The organism is Cupriavidus basilensis, assembly GCF_029335485.1.
In the GTDB taxonomy this organism is placed as follows: Bacteria; Pseudomonadota; Gammaproteobacteria; order Burkholderiales; family Burkholderiaceae; genus Cupriavidus; species Cupriavidus basilensis_E.
In genome coordinates this window covers 1-14,379 of sequence record NZ_JARJLM010000252.1, presented here as the reverse complement: position 1 = coordinate 14,379, position 14,379 = coordinate 1, and the positions used below count along the sequence as shown (strand labels likewise).

General features: G+C 68.8%; 15 protein-coding genes. 4 read left to right on the top strand and 11 right to left on the bottom strand.

Going from position 1 to position 14,379, the window contains the following annotated elements:
- On the top strand, positions 1-890 hold an 890-nt coding region (locus P3W85_RS14355), incomplete at its 5' end, for an AAA domain-containing protein (protein WP_276265270.1).
- Positions 887-2,263: a hypothetical protein gene (locus tag P3W85_RS14350; RefSeq protein ID WP_276265269.1), complete on the top strand. Its 1,377-nt coding sequence runs from the start codon at positions 887-889 to the stop codon at positions 2,261-2,263. The genes P3W85_RS14355 and P3W85_RS14350, both read left to right, overlap by 4 nt.
- 23 nt (positions 2,264-2,286) lie before the next feature.
- Here P3W85_RS14350 and P3W85_RS14345 read toward each other — a convergent pair whose 3' ends face one another.
- The gene (locus tag P3W85_RS14345) at positions 2,287-2,910 is read right to left on the bottom strand and encodes a glutathione S-transferase family protein (RefSeq protein WP_017226125.1); all 624 of its coding nucleotides are present in this window, start codon (positions 2,908-2,910) and stop codon (positions 2,287-2,289) included.
- A 293-nt stretch (positions 2,911-3,203) separates the two neighbouring features.
- Here P3W85_RS14345 and P3W85_RS14340 point away from each other — a divergent pair, with 293 nt between their 5' ends.
- Complete coding sequence (locus P3W85_RS14340) at positions 3,204-4,790, top strand: ABC transporter substrate-binding protein (RefSeq protein ID WP_276265268.1); 1,587 nt, start codon at positions 3,204-3,206, stop codon at positions 4,788-4,790.
- Between the two features lie 36 nt (positions 4,791-4,826).
- Here the strand turns inward: P3W85_RS14340 and P3W85_RS14335 are convergent, their stop codons facing one another.
- Complete coding sequence (locus P3W85_RS14335) at positions 4,827-7,241, bottom strand: hypothetical protein (RefSeq protein ID WP_276265267.1); 2,415 nt, start codon at positions 7,239-7,241, stop codon at positions 4,827-4,829.
- Positions 7,242-7,256: 15 nt separating this feature from the next.
- A complete protein-coding gene (locus P3W85_RS14330; RefSeq protein ID WP_276265266.1) occupies positions 7,257-8,786 on the bottom strand; it encodes an SLC13 family permease in 1,530 nt (509 codons plus the stop codon).
- 158 nt (positions 8,787-8,944) lie between these two features.
- On the opposite strand from P3W85_RS14330, the gene P3W85_RS14325 reads away from it, so the two are divergent.
- Positions 8,945-9,682, top strand: coding sequence for a GntR family transcriptional regulator (locus tag P3W85_RS14325; RefSeq protein WP_276265265.1), 738 nt, complete (start codon positions 8,945-8,947; stop codon positions 9,680-9,682).
- A 9-nt stretch (positions 9,683-9,691) separates the two neighbouring features.
- Here the strand turns inward: P3W85_RS14325 and P3W85_RS14320 are convergent, their stop codons facing one another.
- From P3W85_RS14320 to P3W85_RS14285, 8 genes are all read right to left on the bottom strand, one after another.
- Positions 9,692-10,093, bottom strand: coding sequence for a hypothetical protein (locus P3W85_RS14320; RefSeq protein ID WP_276265264.1), 402 nt, complete (start codon positions 10,091-10,093; stop codon positions 9,692-9,694).
- Between the two features lie 18 nt (positions 10,094-10,111).
- On the bottom strand, positions 10,112-10,513 hold the full coding sequence (locus tag P3W85_RS14315; RefSeq protein ID WP_017229990.1) for a GFA family protein: 402 nt from the start codon (positions 10,511-10,513) through the stop codon (positions 10,112-10,114).
- Positions 10,503-11,093 carry a GNAT family N-acetyltransferase gene (locus tag P3W85_RS14310; RefSeq protein ID WP_035816412.1) on the bottom strand — a complete coding sequence of 197 codons (591 nt, stop codon included), beginning with the start codon at positions 11,091-11,093 and terminating at the stop codon, positions 10,503-10,505. Before P3W85_RS14310 ends, P3W85_RS14315 begins: the two co-directional genes overlap by 11 nt.
- A 103-nt stretch (positions 11,094-11,196) precedes the next feature.
- Positions 11,197-11,790 (bottom strand): hypothetical protein, encoded by a 594-nt coding sequence (locus P3W85_RS14305; RefSeq protein WP_276265263.1) that lies wholly within the window; start codon positions 11,788-11,790, stop codon positions 11,197-11,199.
- A 157-nt stretch (positions 11,791-11,947) separates the two neighbouring features.
- Complete coding sequence (locus tag P3W85_RS14300; protein ID WP_276265262.1) at positions 11,948-12,880, bottom strand: MBL fold metallo-hydrolase; 933 nt, start codon at positions 12,878-12,880, stop codon at positions 11,948-11,950.
- Positions 12,881-12,904: 24 nt separating this feature from the next.
- Positions 12,905-13,600, bottom strand: coding sequence for a 2-hydroxychromene-2-carboxylate isomerase (locus P3W85_RS14295; RefSeq protein WP_276265261.1), 696 nt, complete (start codon positions 13,598-13,600; stop codon positions 12,905-12,907).
- Between the two features lie 20 nt (positions 13,601-13,620).
- Positions 13,621-13,893, bottom strand: coding sequence for a DUF1289 domain-containing protein (locus P3W85_RS14290; protein WP_017227805.1), 273 nt, complete (start codon positions 13,891-13,893; stop codon positions 13,621-13,623).
- Positions 13,894-14,087: 194 nt separating this feature from the next.
- Positions 14,088-14,379: YbaK/EbsC family protein (locus P3W85_RS14285; protein ID WP_276265260.1), on the bottom strand; the 292-nt coding region annotated here is incomplete at its 5' end.

Here is a 14,379-nt window from a genome sequence, read left to right as displayed (position 1 = left end):
ACCGCGAGGAACGCGAACGCAGCGAGGGCGGCGAGGACATGGCCGTGTTCGTCAAGAACGTGGAGAACGTGCAGGGCGACGAGCGCGACATCATCGTGTTCTCCACCACCTTCGGCCGCAACGGCCAGGGCAGCTTCCGCCGCAACTTCGGCGTGCTCGGCCAGAAGGGCGGCGAACGCCGCCTGAACGTGGCCGTCACGCGGGCGCGGCGCAAGGTGGTGATGGTGACCTCGATGCCCATCTCCGATATCTCCGACATGCTGTCCACGCGGCGCGCGCCGGCCATTCCCCGCGACTTCCTGCAAAGCTACCTGGAATACGCCCGCACGCTGTCCGATGGCGAATTCCCGGCCTGCGAGGGATTGCTCGGCAGGCTCGACGGCGAGCGCGCCGCCGGCCCGCTACACGAAGGCGGCAGCGATCCGGCCGACGCGCCGCAGGATGGCTTCAAGGCGGCGGTGGCCGGCTATGTGCGCGGCCTGGGATGGCAGCTCTCGCCCGCCAGCGAAGGCGATGCCTTCGGGCTGGACTACGCCATCGAGGATCCGCGCACCGGCCTCTATGCGCTGGGCATCGAATGCGATGCGCCGCGCCACGCGCTGCTGGCGCGTGCCCGCGCCCGCGAGATCTGGCGCCCGTCGGTGCTGGCGCGCGCCATTGCGCGCGTGCACCGCGTGTCCTCGCACGGCTGGTATCACGATGGCGACGGCGAGCGCGCGCGCCTGAAGGCGGCGATCGAGGCCGCCATGCGCTCTGGCATGCAGGCAGAGGCGGGAGCGGAAATCCGGGACACCGCCGGCGCGGCGCCGCAAGCGCTCGCTGACAGCGGCGCGGCCAATCGCAACGTCACCGCCGATGCCGATGCGGCATCGGCAGGAGTCCGGTCATGAGCGGCCCCAAGGTGGTGAGGGTGATCACCCGTGAAGAACGCATCGCGCGCGGACGCGACCAGCTCGCGCAGCTCGACCATGCCATCGCCCACTGGAGCCGCGAGGGACAGCGCCTGGGCCAGCTCGGACAAGCCACGCTGGAGGCCACGCGCGCGCGCCGCGCCGCGCTGCAGGCGCTGCTGGACGCCGACGGCTTCGACGCGCTGCAGCGCGGCGCCGCGAGCGAGATCGCCTTCCTGCAGAACGATCTCGAGGTCTGCCGGCAGCGTGCCGTGGCGCACGCAGGGCAAGCCCGCCAGCAGCAGCGCCAGCTGGCGCAGAATGCCGCCACCCTGCGCCGCGCCGATACGCGCCAGGCGCTGCCGGCTGACCTGCTCGACGCCTTGCGCGCCATTGAAGGCGGCGCGCTGACCGGCGCACCGGCGCAAGCCGCGCTCGCGCGCGGCTTCACCCTGCTGTCGCCCAAGGAAGAAGCGGACTCGCTCAGCGCGGCGCAGCGCGCCCTCGCCAATACGCTGGCCGATGGACTGGGTGGCCTTGCCACCGAAACGCTGGCCCAATGGCAGGCGCGCCAGCCCGCCGCCACCGACGCGCGCCTTGGCCAGATCGATCTTCACCTGGCCACGCTGGAAGCGCTGGATGGCCCCGAGGCCGCCGCCGGCTTCCAGGCGCGCGCCGCCAAGGCGCAGGGGGAAGCCGCCGCCGCGCGGCGCAGCATGCTGCTGGACAGCCTGTTGCTCGACCTCGCCGCCGCGGCGCGGGAGCGCCAGGCGCGCGCCGCGCTGCTGCTGCGCCTGGAAGCGCTGGCAGCGCGCTTGCACAGTCTTGGCGAGATGAACGACAACGCCAGCGCGCTGGCACAAGCCATCGGCGATGCACGCGGGGCCGCGGACCTGGGTGCGATGCGCGCGCAATGCGAGCGCGCCGAGGCCCTGTTCGACGCCATGCTGCAGCAGCAGGCCGCGCTGGCGCGCCGCGAGGCGGTGCTGGCCGGTCTTGCCAGCCTGGGCTACGAAGTGCGCGAGGGCATGGCCACCGCCTGGGCCGAGCAAGGCAAGGTGGCGCTGCGCAAGCCGGCCACCCCGGGTTATGGCGTGGAACTCGGTGGCGACGGCGCCCGCCTGCAAGTGCGCGCCGTGGCGTTTTCCGCAGCGCGGGATACCGGCCGCGACCGCGATATCGAGACCATCTGGTGCGGCGAGTTCGCGCACCTGCAGGCGCTGGTGGCGCAGCGCGGCGGCGGCATCGAGATCGAACGCGCGCTGCCGGCCGGCGCAGCGCCGTTGCGCGTCGCGGCGCTGGCGGACGAGGACGCCGCGCAAACCGCCGCCGCAACGGCGGCGCCGCTGCAACGCACCTTGCCGCGTACTTGACGGGCCGCGGACCGGCCGGCGGATCAGGGAATGCCGTTGCGGCCGTGCCGCGCGAAGCCCTCCCGCCCGCCAAGCCGCTCGAAGTAGGCCGCCACCGCAGGGTAGGCAGGATGCTGCAACGGCGTGCCGTACCAGCGGTTCACCGAGAGACCGACGGGAATGTCCGCGAGGGTGAAGCGCTCGCCTGCGACATAGCCGCCGGTGCGTTCCAGCTGCCGCTCCAGGATGCCGATGTGCTTCGACCAGCCGGCCACCGAGGCCGCGAGCGCGGCGGCGTCCTGGTGCAAGGGCGATTGCCTGACCAGCGCCATGAACGCATAGCGCCACGCGTTGTTCAGCTCCGTTGCCTGCCAGTCCATCCATTGGTCGATCCGCGCGCGCGCTTTCGGGTCGGCCGGATAGATGGCCTCGCCACCGTGGCTTGACGCCAGGTAGCGGATGATGGCGTTCGACTCCCACAGCACGAAGCCGTCGTCGTCGATCACCGGCACCATGGCGTTCGGGTTCAGGGCGAGGAATTCTGCCGTATCTGTGGCGCGAAAGCCGGAGCCCCAGTCCTCGCGCGTGTACGGCAGGCCGAGTTCGTCGCAGCACCAGAGCACCTTGCGGACATTGATGGAGGAGGCTTTCCCGAGGATCTTCAACATGAGTCTGCGTAGCCGTGGGCGAAGTGGATGCGGCATCCAATATACGGCCCGGCTGTCAGGCCGCACAGGCACAGTTGCGCCGATTTGCGGCAAGCCAGTCGGTCGGCCAGGGCGTGCCACATGACGGGGCAAACGTGGGGGAGAAGCCGGAAACGCACGGCAAGACGGCACGCGCAACGTGCATTTCCGCCTCAGCCCGGTGCATCCGGCGCCGAGGGTCTGCCCGCCTTGACATGGTTGACTGCATCTCCCGACAATGCCTGCACCGCATCTTGCCAACCAGGGACCTCTCGATGACCATCATCCGCCGTGCCCTTGGCGCCGCAACGCTAGCCGCAAGCCTTGCCTGCGCCGCACTCTCCCCGACCGCCTTCGCCGCGGGCCTCACCATCGGCCTGTCCGGGGACATCACCTCGCTCGATCCGCACTATCACAACGTCACGCCCAACGCGAACGTGGCCGAGCATATGTTCGAGGCGCTGATCGCCAAGGACGAGAAGATGCGTTTCAGGCCGGCACTGGCGCTGGCGTGGAAGCCGGTCGACGACACCACCTGGGAAATCAAGCTGCGCCCCGGCGTGAAGTTCCACGACGGCAACGAGTTCACCTCGGCCGACGTGGTCTATTCGCTGAACCGCCCCGCCACCGTCAAGAACAGCCCCTCGCCGTACACCATCTACACCAAGGGCTTCAAGGACATCGTCGCGCTCGACAAACTGACCGTGCGCATCGTCACCCACGGCCCCTATCCGCTGGTGCCCAACGACCTATCCACCATCTACATGGTGTCGAAAAAAGTTGCCGAGAACGCCAGCGGCGACGACTTCAACAGCGGCCGCGCGATGGTCGGCACCGGCCCCTACAAGTTCGCCAGCTTCCACAAGGGCGACCGCGTCGAGCTGACCCGCAACGACAACTACTGGGGCAGCAAGCCGGAGTGGGACACGGTCTCGCTGCGCATCCTCACCAACGACGCGCCGCGCGTGGCGGCCCTGCTGGCCGGCGATGTGCAGGTCATCGAGAACGTGCCCACCTCGGACATCCGCAAGCTCTCGGCGGATCCGAGCGTGAGCGTGTTCAAGACGCCCACCTTCCGCATGATGTACCTGCACCTGGACACCAACCGCGACGTCAGCCCCTTCGTCGCCGACAAGGCCGGCAAGCCGCTGGCGAAGAACCCGCTCAAGGATCCGCGCGTGCGCGCCGCCATCTCGCACGCGATCTCGCGCCAGGCCATCGTCGACCGCGTGATGGAAGGTGCCGCCGAGCCCACCGGGCAGTTGGTCAACGCCACCCTCTTCGGCCATGTGCCGGGCCTCAGGCCCGACCCCTTCGATGCGGCCGCGGCCAGGAAGCTGCTGGCCGACGCCGGCTACCCTGACGGCTTCCAGCTCACGCTGCACGCGCCCAACAACCGCTACGTCAACGACGAGCAGGTTGCGCAGGCGATTGCGTCGATGCTGTCGCGCATCGGCATCCAGACGCGCGTGGAGGCCATGCCTTCCGCCACCTTCTTCACGCGTGCCAACAAGCTGGACTTCTCCTTCCTGCTGGCCGGCTGGGGTGCGGACACGGGCGAAGCGGGATCGTCGCTCAAGTCGCTGCTGGCAAGCTACGACCCGGCCAAGGGCTGGGGGGCATCCAATCGCGGCCGCTACAGCAACCCGGCGCTGGATGCCAAGCTGTCGACCGCACTGACCACCATCGACGACCGCGCGCGCGAGAAGCTGCTGCAGGAAGCGACTGAGATCGGCATCAAGGACCACGGCGTGATCCCGCTCTACTTCCAGATCAATGTCTGGGCGGCCAGGAAGGGCTACAAGGTCATTCCCCGGCAGGACGAGAGGACATACGCGTTCGCGATAACCAGGGGCGCCTGAGCATATGGCACCGGACGCCCCGCCTTTCGCCTTCCGCTAGGGCTGGGGAAAGGTGATGAACTGGGCCGACGACCACACCTTGCCGTCGTCCCGTTCACGGCCATGGAAATACACCGGCCGGAAGCCGAACGGGCCGTTGACCGGCTCGACCTCGACGCTGCCGCTCACGTCCACCGGCAAGGCCGCCTCGCTCAGCCGCTCCAGTGCGACGAAGAGCTCCGTGCCGCCAAGCTCCAGCCGCAGGCTGCCACCGGCGAGCAGCTCCGCGCCGCTGACCTCCCAGCGGAAATCCGGTGCATGCGCGAAGGGATTGCGTTGCAGCGGATCGCCCACCTTGACGAAGCTGTCGATCTGGCCTTCGATCAGGAAGCGCGCGGCGGCGAGGTTGCTCACGTCGATCTCCACGCTGTCCGCATCGCCATAGGTGTCGCTGCGAAAGCCGATATCGGTCGCACCGTCGCGCCAGCAGCTTTCCTCCAGATGCTCGAAGCCGTGTGCGCCGAAGCGGTTGATGGTGCCGTTGAGAATGCGGATGCGGCCTTGCCAGGCAGCCCAGCGATAGCGGTCGCGAATCCGCGCGCCACCCCAGCGCACGCGGACCAGGCGTTCGGAGTAGCCCGCCTCGCGGTGCAGGTCGCGCTCCCACACCAGGCCGTTGTGGTCGTACGCGGCGAGGTACTCCCAGCCGCTTTGCCCGAGGAAACGATAGTCGAGCCGCGCCGGGCCCCGGTGCGAGGCAGGCAGCGTGAAGGCATCGCCCTGCACGAAGTCGCCGCAGCGCACCAGCAGCGCCGTGTGTTCGCCCGTGCTGGCCCAGGTATGCCGTGCCCGCAGGGCGCGGCCGATGGCCTGCCGGTCCAGCCGCCCGGCCAGCACGCCGGTCAGTCCGCCGCGCACGCCGAACACCTGCACGCCCGGCGGACCGCCGCCGGGCCGGCCGCGATGCTCGTCGCCGCTGGCCGCCACGCCAAGCCGATAGCCGCGCGCGATCACGTCGCGGTACAGCCAGTCGAAATGCCCCCAGCTTGAGGCAATCTCCACCAGCCGCTCCAATTCGGGATGATGCCAGTCCGGGATATAGCGCCGCCCGCCCACGTGGGGCATGATCAGGTGCTGCCCGGGCGCTTCGATGTAGGCGTCCCAAAGCTCTTCGACCGGCCAGCGCCCCAGCTCGGCGGCGGTGCCTTTCATGTCCTCGTTCCACACCAGCGTGCGATTGTGTTCGCCGCGGGCGTTGTAGGGAAACCCTGGCTTTTCGTCGCCGAGGAACACCACATTGTGGTCGCCCCCGGCGGTGGAACTGCCGCACCATTCCTGCACCGGGTAAGCGACGAAGCGTCCGGGCTCGTTGAAGGATTCGACCGCTTCCAGCCCGAGCTGCCAGTTGGCGTCGGTGATCTGGAAATCGTTGACGGTATAGCCGAACACATCGATGCCGCCGACATCGCGCGCATAAGCCACGTTGTAGGCCGGGCTGTTGGTGCCGACGGTGTCGTGCGCGTGCACGTGCAGGTCGGCGTAGAAGGCGCGCGGCGCCTCGGCCGCATCGAAGAGGGTCAGCCAGGCCGCGCCCCTGGCGACGCGTGGCGCATCCGGCAGGGTGGCCTCCAGGCGCAGCGTGCCGGCGCTGCCAGGCAGGTCGTCGATGCCGATGGAGGCCCAGCCATCGTCGGGCAGGGCATGGTCGCGCCGGTACACGAGTTCATTGCCCGCCCACGCCGCCAGCCGGATCGCGCCACCGGCGGCGGTGCAGATATTGCCCCACCGGTCCATCAGCGAAGCGCGCACCGGCAACGGCGTGCCCGGCCGCGCGAAGCGCGGTGCCTGCAGCAGGACCTGCGCGGGCTGGCCGGCGTGGATGTCGATCTCCACATCGCCCGGCACCGCCACGAAGCGCGAGGTGCCGAGCGGGTCCACATACAGGCGGAAGCGGAAGCTGTCCTCGATGAAGGTCTGCACACGCGTGCCGGGTCCGCCGCGGCGCCGGTCGCCGAGACGGATCTGGATATGGTCGCCCGCGTTCAGGTAGCCATCGACCACGTCGACGATGATCGCCTTCTGGAACGGGCGTTCATGGCCCTTTTGCTCGAAGCGCACGTTGAGCGCCTGCACCGTGGCAGGGCTCTGGCCTGGGACCAGCGGCGCGGCCTGGTACTCGGCGCTGAGGTAGTTGGCGCCGCCCGGGTCGGAGGTCTGGAACAGCGCCCAGTCGGAATAGAACTTGAAGGTGGCCTTCAGCCACGCGCCATCGGCCACGCCGGAAGCGCCGACCTCGTAGTCGAGGACGATCTCCGTCCACTCGCCCGCCTCCAGCCGGCTCACCGAGCAGCTCACGCGGCCGGCGAACGGCAGCGCCTTGTTTTTCTCGTACAGGCCGGCCGGCGCATGATGCGCGCCCAGCCGCCCGCGCAGCGCCGCCGCGCGCGCCGCCAATGATGTTCTGTCGTTCATGGGGAAATTCCGGTTTCAATGGAAAGGCCACGCCGCCGTGGCATCCCACACCGGGATGCCAAGGTAGGCGTACCAGGGTGCCATGACCAGCAGGCCGTAGGCGATACCGATCAGCACCGACACCACGCCGACCCTGGCGTAGTCCGCCGTGCTGAAGGTGCCGCTGCCATAGGCCACCACGGCAGCGGTGATCTGCGTGGGCAGCACGTAGGCAAAGCTGTCGCTGTCGCACACCAGCAGCGTGAAGGCGGCGGGATGCAGGCCGAGCCTGGGCGCCAGCGCCAGCATGATGGGCGCGATCATCGTCACCGCCGCCACGTTGGACAGCATCGCCAGGCGCGCCACGTGCGTGCCGAGCATGACGATCAGCAGCGCCAGCCACCACGGATGTCCGGTGGCGAAGCGATAAAGCCAGTCGGCCACCCACGGGGCCAGGCCCGTCTCGCTGATCGCCGCGGACAGGCTCAGCGCGCCGGCCAGCAGGAACAGGGTGCCCCAGATGGTGCGGCTCTGGATATCCTTCCAGCCCAGCCCGGTCAGCCCCGGCACGAACAGCGCCGCCAGCCCGAGCAAGGCCACGATCTCGGACTGCAGGCCATGCCACGACTCGGTCGCCCACAGCACCGCCACCGCGGCGAACACGGCCAGGATGGCCTTGGCATGCACCCCCGCCGGCGGCAGCGCGGCGCGCTCGGCGGCGATCGCGGCCTGGCCGCCCGGCAGGCGCACGGCCCGCGAGCCGAAATAGAACTGCACCCACAGCTGGGTCAGCACGAACATGCCCAGGTAGGGCCATTGCAGCTTGAACCAGTCGCGATAGGAGATAGGCAGGCCGAGGTTCTTCTGCAGCAGGCCGACGATCACCAGGTTGGGCAGGTGCGCGGTCAGGATGCACATGCCGCTGATCATCGAGCCGTACACCAGCGACTGGATCACGATGGCCTTCTTCGCGTTGCGCTCGCGCGGCGAATCGCCGAACAGGCCGACGATGCCGTTGACGACCGGCAGCAAGGTCGCCGCGCGGGCATTGGCCGCCGGCACTAGGAAGCCCAGCACGAAGTTGACGACGAACATGACCCAGATCACGCCGTTGGCGGTGCGCGTCTTCAGCTTGTCGAGCAGCAGCAGCGCGATGCGGCGGTCCAGCCCGGCCGCCTGCATGATGGCGGAGAAGATAAAGGCCGCCAGGCACAGGAACACAACCGGCGTGGCAAAGCCGCTGGCCGCCCTGGAGAAGGGCGTCACCGCATGCGCCAGCACCAGCAGGGCGGGAATCAGGATGCCGCTCACGCCCACCGGCATGGCCTCGCTCATCCACACCAGGCTCGCCCAGGCCACCACGGCCAGCGTGGCGCGGCCAGCGGGCGGCAGGCCCGCCGGTTGCGGCAGCACCAGCAGGATGACGAAGAAGGCGGCCCAGGCCGCCACGAAGCCGAGCTGCGCCTTCAGCCGGGGACCGGACCCGAGCCGGAGCGGCGGCAAAGGCAGGTATGCTTGCCACCCGGCACGCGGCGGCGGCGATAGCGGGTTGAGAGGGTGGTTCACGGCGGCTCCTTGGCGTTTGCCCGATACATGCGTAAGACGCCGCACTGATCAGTCCGGCCTTGGAAGCCAATAATACGTTTTAATACAAGATGTCCAACGAAGGCATTGGCATATTGTTATTCTGTTTTTTATAAACCATTGATCCACCAAGGTTTTACATGAGTATCGCGCGAGAGAACGCCACTTCGCTGTATGAGCAGATCGCCGATTTGTTGCGCGATGAGATCCAGGCACGGCGCTTCGAACCCACCGGCAGGCTGCCTTCCGAGGCCGCACTGGGCGAGCGCTTCGGCGTCAGCCGCGTCACGGTGCGCCTGGCTATCGGGCGGCTGGCGGAGGACGGGCTGGTCGAGCGCAAGCAAGGCAAAGGCACCTTCGTGGCCGACAAGCGGCTGCGCCAGGGCCTGGACACGCTGCGCGGCTTCTACGATTCGCTGGTGCTGCAGGGACAAGCACCCGAGATGCGCCTGGTCTCGCTGGAACGGACCGCCGTGCCGCCCTCGCTGCGCGGCAGGTTTCCGGCTGGCCTGAAGCACTGCATCGCGCTGCAGCGGCTGCACCGGCTCGAAGGCGAACCGATCGCGCTGGCCTGCACGCATATCGCCTGCGATGCCGCGCTTGGCTGGGACGAGGCCGAGCGCAATCCGTCCTACACCCTGATCGGGCAGTTGCTCGGCATGCCGGTCGACCGGGCCGACCTGGTCATCCGCGCGCGCTCGGCGGGACAGCAGCTGGCGGCCGTGCTGGGAACCTCGCGCACGCATCCGCTGCTGGAACTGGAACGCACGTCCTACCTCGCGAACGGCGCGGTCTGCGAACACACCTTGTTCTCCATCCGCTCGGAGCGCTATGAGTTTGCGCTGAACAGCGCGGGGGGTGTGCGGGTACCCGCTTGAACGGCCGGATCATGCGCCGCGCGGCGCGGGCGGAAGCCCCCGCCATGCAACCGGAGAGAGACCGATGACAAGCGCGAGGAACGCGAGCTGCGCGAGATAGAACGAGGCAGTCCACTGCGCGTTTGCCGCCACGTAGTACGTGTTGTGCAACACATCGCTCAGGATGATGGCCGCCGTCAGCCCGATCCCCGCCCGCGGCCTGGCAAACAGCAGTATGGCCGCGAGCGGATCCAGCGCCGTCAGCGCGCCCCAGTAGGTGCGGCTCGCCAGTGGCGTGCCATCCCCGTACCCGTAGTCCCACAGCAGACCGTGCGCGAGCGCGGCATGCACGTGGTTGAAGGTCGCGCCAGCCAGGCATACGGCAAACAGAAGGCGAATGGCGAAGGATGCGCGTTTCATTGCCACGGTCATGTCGTCGGCGCTCCGTGGCTACCGTGCCACGGGCCATTCCCCGCACGCCACGATCCCCTCCTGCGCATAGTCCGCCCATGGCACCTCGTGCGACTTCCAGATATGCATCTCCGGCCGCTGGCCGGGATCGTCGTCCAGCGTCGCCACCCGCAGGATCACATGGGGCTGCGCCGGCCGGTGCGCCACCAGATGCGTCCCGCACCGGCCGCAGAACAAACGGTCCTTGTCGGGCGAAGACGCGAAGGCCCGCACGAATTCCTCGCCTTTGCGCCAGCGGAAATGCTCGCGCATCACCCGCGCGGTAGCGGCGAAGGCGGCCCCATGGGCCTTGCGGCATGTCCGGCAGGAACAGTTCGCGATCGGCCCGTCGAGCTGGTCGATCTCGTATTCGATGGCCTGGCACAGGCAACTACCCTTCATCTCGCGCCTCCTTGTCCTCCAGCTGTTCGGGACCGGCATCGCCATACCAGGGCGGCACCAGCGAATACATCGCCGCCGCGCATGGCACGCCGTGCAGCACCAGCCGGTTGCGCGCGATGCATTCGAAGCGCGCGCCGATCTTCCGCGCGACGGCGCGGCTGACCATGTTATGTTCCGCGGCGACGACCTCCAGCCGCGTCAGCCCAAGCCGGTGAAAGCCATAACAGGCCATCAGCTCCGCCGCGCGCGCGCCCAGCCCCTGCCGCTGCCGGCTCTGGCGGATCCAGTAGCCCAGGTTGCCGAAGTTGTAGTCGCGGTTGATCTGGTTGATGGAAACACCGCCGTACAGCTCCCTGCCGTCCGGCGCGAACACGCCGATGTCATAGGCGTCGCCAACGCCGATGCTCTCCGTGCACATGTCGACCCAGTTCTCCGCATCGCGCACGCTATAGCCCGCGTGGCACCACGGCAGCCACTTGCCCACGGTGTCGAGCGATTCGTGCACGGCGGCGACGAACTGCGGCACGTCGGTATAGCGGAAGGGACGAAGGAGGAAACCTTGGCCGTGGAGGGCTTGCATGATGCGTCCTTGCGGCTTGCTCATCGTAGGAAGCGGCGCGCGCGCGTATCCGGCGGCACGTGCCCGCCGGCGCAGGCATCGGCTGACGGCCGCCACCGCGTCATCAGGCTTTGCTCGCGGCGGCAATCAGCAGCCGCGCCTGCACCCGCGCATGCAGCAGCGCCATGTCGGCATGACGCAGGCGCGGGTTGCGGCTCAGCACTGCCATCACCTTGCCGGACTGCTGTGCCGATGCGGCGCCGGCATCGGCGGCGGCGCGGTCGATCAGCACATCGAGCTCCAGCTCGGAGAACGGCCGCGCGATGCGTGCGGCGAGGCTCAGCGCGGTGTCATCGAAACGGGCGCCGTCGTCGAAATGGATATGGCCCTCCAGCGTCACGGCAAGGCCCTGCGAATCGAGTTCGCCGAAACGCAGTTCGCTGACGTCGACGGCATGGTGGCGGCCTTCGACATAAAGCGAGCCGTCGATATAGCCGGGCTCCGGGTTGAGCGGAAACACCATGTGTTGGCCCGCCAGTTGCTCCAGGCTGTGCGTCGGCAGGCTCAGGCCATCGAGCCGGATCGCAGTGCGCACGGGTGCGCCCCCAAGCACGAAGGGCGCCAGCTCGATCTCCAGGTCCGCACCGCTCGCATGGATCGCAGAGGGCGAGAGATGGGCGATCAGGGGCTGGAGCAATGCGACGGGGAAGGCTGGCATCGACGGTTTCCTCGCAAATGGTCTGGGCGGTGCCTACATGCTACGACGTCTTGGACGCGGGATCAAAAGGGAAAGGAAGGGAAAGGAAGGGAAAGGAAGGGAAGAGACGAGAAAGGAGGCGATCCCGCCGCCCTGATCGCCCGCGGGCACGCCGCGCTCAGTCCCGGTTGACCACGTCGCCTTGCTCCAGCGCCAGCGCGCCGCCGGCGGCGAGCGACGCCAGCATGCGATCCAGGATCTCCGCCATATCCTGCCCGGACATGAAGCGCGCGCGAATGCGCTGCATCAGCGGCGCCTGCGTCATCCACGCCAGCAGCGCCTCGCGCGGCATGCGCTGCTGTTCCAGCAACTTGAACTTCACCAGCACCTTGACCGCATGCGTGGCATTGCGCCCGGCATCGGCGCGCAGATAGGCCAGCCGGCCGCCGGCGCGTTCGAGCGCGGCGGCGACATTGGCGAAGGGCCGCCCATGGCCGGGAATCACCACGCGCGCATCGAGCATGGCGATGCGCTCCAGCACGGCGGCCTGCTCGACGAAGCCGCTCTCGCCATCGAGTTCCGGGAAAATCACGCCGAAGCCGTTTTCCCATAGCGCATCGCCGGAGATCAGGATGCGTTCCTGCGGTGCGTACAGCATCACCGCATGCGGGTCATGGCCGGGCGCGGCCACCACCTGCCAGTCGATGCCGCCGAGACGCAATGCGTCGCCGTCCTGCAGCACGCCGTCGAAGCCGAAGCGGTCGCACTGCTGGCCGGTGGCGCGGTAGCTGAGGGCATCCACGTCCCACGCGCGCACCGCCTCGGCCTCCGCGGCCGGAATCAGCGTGCGCGGCTGCCAGCGCTGCTGCAGGACGGCGTTGCCGCCACAGTGATCGGAGTGCAGGTGCGTGTTCACGAGGCGCCGCAGCGCCCGCCCGCCGAGACCGGACTCGACCAGCGCCAGCGTCTGCGGCGCATGCGTGACATAGCCGGTGTCGACCAGCGCGGTATCGTCGCCATCGACGAACAGGATATTGTTGGCGGATAGCCAGCCGCGTTCGAAAACGCGCATGCTGGACGGCAGGGCTGGCGGCGTGAAGGTGGATGGCATCGGCTCGTCGGTATCGGCTATCGGCTATGTATTGCGGCGCCCGGCTGCGGCAGCCGGCGCGGGGGCGTCGGCGCGGCCCGCGCCCACCGGCAAGGCGGCGGCCGCACGAAACGCGTCGGACGAAAAGAAGGGATCCTGGCCCAGGCGCGCCGCCAGCATGTCGAGCGCATCCAGCCCCCAGAACAACTGGCCGCCAGGATCGCCCGGCAGCACGGCGGTGGGCACGCCGAACACGCCGCGCGCCAGCGCCTCGTCCCCGTGCTCGCGCAGGCGTGCCTTGACCGCGTCCTGCGCCAGCGCGGTGCCGGGTACGCCCAGCGCGCTGCACAAGGCATCGAATTCCGCCTGCTGCTGCGGCACCCGCCCCTGCTGCCAGACGAAGCGGAAGATGGGCGCCAGCGTGGCATGCGAGAGCCGGCCCTCCAGTTCCAGCGCCACCGCCAGGCGCAGCAAGGGCAGTGGATTGAAAGGGTGGATGGCCGGCATGGCGAGCCTGATGCCGCCGCGGTGCGCGATCCAGGCAACATGCTCGAAGGTGAAGCGGCGCTTGGGCGCGATCTCCGCCGGGCCGACATTGCCCCAATGGCGCAGCAGCCCGGCGAACAGCACCGGCACGTAGCGCACCGCCGCATCGGCCGGCAGGGCCTTCGGCAGCCGCTCGAACGCGAGGTAGGCGAACGGCGAAATCGGGTCGAAATACCAATCGATGGCAGTCGTCATGGCCGGCTTGTCCGGGATGGTCATTCGGGATGGTTGCCGTGGGAGCGCGTGGCGGCGTTCGCCGCCAGCCGTGCCGCGCGCTGCGGCAGCAACGACCAGATGCCGCGTTTTGCCGCATCGTCGCTGCCGGACCAGCCCGCGATCTCCTCGATGGTGCGCAGGCAGCCTTCGCAGTAGCCGCTCGCCGCATCCATGCGGCACACGTTGCGGCAGGGCGACGGCACCGGCTCGGCATGCTGGGCGGCCTGCGCGCCGCGCGTCAGCGCCGCCAGCAGCCGGGTCTGTTGCGACATCGTCCTATGTCTCCCGAGTCTGAAACCCGTTGCAAAGATAAGTCAGCCAAGAAGGCGTGGGAGCCTGGGAGCGAAGCGCAGCAAGGCTGGACTTGCCAGCATTGGCGACGACGGAGCGCGCGTCTTATCGGCTGACTCATGCGACGAATCTGTAATTCCGGACACCAGCCCCCTCTCGCTCTTGCCGTGCGGCGTCACGCGGATTGGCGCTGCGCCACGTCGGCCACCTCGGCCCCGGTCATGCGCTGCAGCTCTTGCGGCGTGAGGTTGAACACCGCATGCGGATGGCCGGCGGCAGCCCACAGGCTGTGGTGGTGGAACAGGTCGCTGTCGAGCAGCATCACGGGCGCGACCGCGTGGCCGATCGGGCAGACGCCGCCGATGGCGTAGCCGGTCTTCTCGCGCACGAATCTGGCGTCGGCCTTGCCGAGCGGGCCCACCACGGCGGCCACCTTGGCTTCGTCGACGCGGTTGCTGCCGCTGGCG

What these genes read in the sequence shown, in the direction of transcription:
- P3W85_RS14350 (WP_276265269.1), top strand. Translation starts at nt 887, where the DNA reads ATGAGCGGCCCCAAGGTGGTGAGGGTGATCACCCGTGAAGAACGCATC.
- P3W85_RS14345 (WP_017226125.1), bottom strand. Translation starts at nt 2,910, where the DNA reads ATGTTGAAGATCCTCGGGAAAGCCTCCTCCATCAATGTCCGCAAGGTG.
- P3W85_RS14340 (WP_276265268.1), top strand. Translation starts at nt 3,204, where the DNA reads ATGACCATCATCCGCCGTGCCCTTGGCGCCGCAACGCTAGCCGCAAGC.
- P3W85_RS14335 (WP_276265267.1), bottom strand. Translation starts at nt 7,241, where the DNA reads ATGAACGACAGAACATCATTGGCGGCGCGCGCGGCGGCGCTGCGCGGG.
- P3W85_RS14325 (WP_276265265.1), top strand. Translation starts at nt 8,945, where the DNA reads ATGAGTATCGCGCGAGAGAACGCCACTTCGCTGTATGAGCAGATCGCC.
- P3W85_RS14320 (WP_276265264.1), bottom strand. Translation starts at nt 10,093, where the DNA reads ATGACCGTGGCAATGAAACGCGCATCCTTCGCCATTCGCCTTCTGTTT.
- P3W85_RS14315 (WP_017229990.1), bottom strand. Translation starts at nt 10,513, where the DNA reads ATGAAGGGTAGTTGCCTGTGCCAGGCCATCGAATACGAGATCGACCAG.
- P3W85_RS14310 (WP_035816412.1), bottom strand. Translation starts at nt 11,093, where the DNA reads ATGCAAGCCCTCCACGGCCAAGGTTTCCTCCTTCGTCCCTTCCGCTAT.
- P3W85_RS14305 (WP_276265263.1), bottom strand. Translation starts at nt 11,790, where the DNA reads ATGCCAGCCTTCCCCGTCGCATTGCTCCAGCCCCTGATCGCCCATCTC.
- P3W85_RS14300 (WP_276265262.1), bottom strand. Translation starts at nt 12,880, where the DNA reads ATGCCATCCACCTTCACGCCGCCAGCCCTGCCGTCCAGCATGCGCGTT.
- P3W85_RS14295 (WP_276265261.1), bottom strand. Translation starts at nt 13,600, where the DNA reads ATGACGACTGCCATCGATTGGTATTTCGACCCGATTTCGCCGTTCGCC.
- P3W85_RS14290 (WP_017227805.1), bottom strand. Translation starts at nt 13,893, where the DNA reads ATGTCGCAACAGACCCGGCTGCTGGCGGCGCTGACGCGCGGCGCGCAG.